Annotated in this window: 2 protein-coding genes; both read right to left on the reverse strand. The window is 64.8% G+C overall.

Translation table 11 applies throughout. The features are described 5' to 3' along the window. Positions 1-188: 188 nt before the first annotated feature. Positions 189-1,448 (reverse strand): ABC transporter substrate-binding protein, encoded by a 1,260-nt coding sequence (locus tag FCU66_RS40535; protein WP_136619546.1) that lies wholly within the window; start codon positions 1,446-1,448, stop codon positions 189-191. 117 nt (positions 1,449-1,565) lie between these two features. Continuing rightward, a partial coding sequence (locus FCU66_RS40540; RefSeq protein ID WP_136625521.1) for an N-acetylmuramic acid 6-phosphate etherase occupies positions 1,566-2,235 on the reverse strand: 670 nt, incomplete at its 5' end.

Here is a 2,235-nt window from a genome sequence, read left to right on the forward strand (position 1 = left end):
TCCCCCTCGAGGGGAGGGTGCCTCGCGAAGCGAGGCGGGTGGGGTCGGTCAAGGCAGCGCGCCATCGACATTTGACCGTGCTTTCCAGCAACGATCAAGTCGCGGCCTGCCTCCACCGACCCCCTCTGTCGCCTTCGGCGACATCTCCCCCTCGAGGGGGGGAGATCAGCAGCGCTCAGCCTGAGCGCTTACTTGGCCGGCTTGTACCAGCTGTCGAGACCGGTCTGCAGCTTCTTGGCCGCCGCTTCCGGCGTATCGGTGCCGTTGATGACGTTGGCCGATTCAACCCAGGTCTCGTTTTCGAGGTTCGGCGTACCGCGCGACAGGATCTGGTAGGTCGAGCGGATCGTCGACTTGCACTTGCCGCGCCAGGAGACGAATTCCTGCGCCAGCGGGTCCGCCATCTTCACCGGCGAGGAGTTCAGGCTGAAGAAGCCCGGCAGCGCGTTGGCGTAGATGGTGGCGAAATCCGGCGAGGCGACCCAGGACAGGAAGGTCTTGGCCGCATCGGCGTTCTTCGAGGCCGCATTCAGGCCCATGCCGATATCGGTATGGTCGGAGATGTAGCAGGTGTCGCCGGCCTTCTCGACCGGCGGCGGGAAGGCGCCCATCTTGAACTGGGCCTGGGTGTTGAACAGGCCGATTTCCCACGAGCCGGCCGGGTAGATGGCGGCGCGGCCGAGGGTGAACAGGTTCTGGCTGTCCGGATAGGTCTGCGCCTCGAAGCCGTCGCCCAGATAAGGCTTCCACTTGGCCAGTTCCTCATACGGCGCGACCCAGTCCTTGTCGGTCAGCTTCTGGTCGCCCTTGATCAGGGCAGCGCGGCCGTCTTCGCCCTTCCAGTAGTTGGGGCCGATGTTCTGATAGCCCATGGTCGCAGCTTCCCAGAGGTCCTTGGTGCCCATCGCCATCGGGATGTAGGTGCCGTCGGCCTTGATCTTGTCGAGCGCGGCGAAGAACTCGTCGCGGGTCGTCGGCACCTTGATGCCGAGCTTGTCGAAGGCGTCCTTGTTGTAGATGAAGCCGTGGATGACCGAGGCCATCGGCACGCAGAAGCTCGCCTTGCCGTCGTCGGTCTGCCAGGCGGACTTGGCCACCGGCGAGAAATTCTCCATGCCGGGCAGCGCCGAGAGGTCGGCGAGGTTGCCCTTCTTGAACAGTGCAAGCGACTTGTCGAACGGGCGGCAGGTGATCAGGTCGCCCGCCGAGCCGGCAGCGAGCTTGGCGCCAAGGGCGGCGTCATATTCGGGAGGCGCCGATGGTGCGAACACCACCTTGATGCCCGGGTTCTTGGCTTCGAAAGCCGGGATCAGCTTGTCCTTCCAGATGGCAAGGTCGTCGCTGCGCCAGCTTTCGATGTTGAGCGTTACGTCGCCGGCATAAGCCACCCCGGCGGAGCCGAGAATGCTGGTGCCCAGAAGCAGTGCCGTCAGTAGTTTCGTTGTCATGCTCAGTCTCCCTGTTGACCTTTTTCAGGTTCGGTTTTGATGAGAACGGAGGCAGTGCGCCCCTTGCTCCCCTCGCAAGCCCATTTCACCCCGATGGAAATCGGGATGAAACAGGCCCTACTTCTTTGTTCGAGCATGATCTTTTCCGAAAAGCGGGTTCCACTTTTCGGGATCATGCTCCAGCGCGGAAAGGGCTGGCCGCAGCTTCTGGCCGGCCTCTTCCAGTATCTTCTGCGCCGCATCGGCGCTGTCGGCGCCGGCGGCAAGCAGAATGGCGGTCTTGACCGCGCCGCCGCTCTTCTCGAGCAGGCGGGCCGCTTCGTCCGTGCCGCGCCCGCTGACGGCGGCGACGATGCGCGCCGCGCGGTCGCGCAACTTGATGTTGTCGGCCATCAGATTGACCATGTAGCCGTCATGGACGTGGCCGAGATGCACCGCGGTCAGCGTCGACAGCATATTGAGCGCGATCTTCTGGGCGGTGCCGGCGCCCATGCGCGTCGAGCCGGCGATCAGCTCCGGCGGCGTTTCGAGCAGGATGGCGGTTTGCGCCTGGCGAAGCAGGGCCGAGTCCCTGTTGTTGGCGATGCCGATGGTGGCAGCCCCACGGCGAGCAGCTTCCTCGATGGCCCGCACCGCATAGGGCGTCGTGCCGCTGGCGGAAATGGCGATCAGGCAGTCGCCCTTGCCGAGGCCGGCCTTGGCGACCGCTGCCGCGGCCTCCTCGGTATCGTCTTCCGGCCCGCCGGCCAGTGTCCGGAAAGCCTCGTCGCCGCCGGCGATCAGGATG

Source organism: Mesorhizobium norvegicum, from assembly GCF_004919685.1.
In the GTDB taxonomy this organism is placed as follows: Bacteria; Pseudomonadota; Alphaproteobacteria; order Rhizobiales; family Rhizobiaceae; genus Mesorhizobium; species Mesorhizobium norvegicum.

Bases quoted from the DNA above. Each gene is read 5' to 3' on its own strand.
- FCU66_RS40535 (WP_136619546.1), bottom strand. From the start codon at position 1,448: ATGACAACGAAACTACTGACGGCACTGCTTCTGGGCACCAGCATTCTC.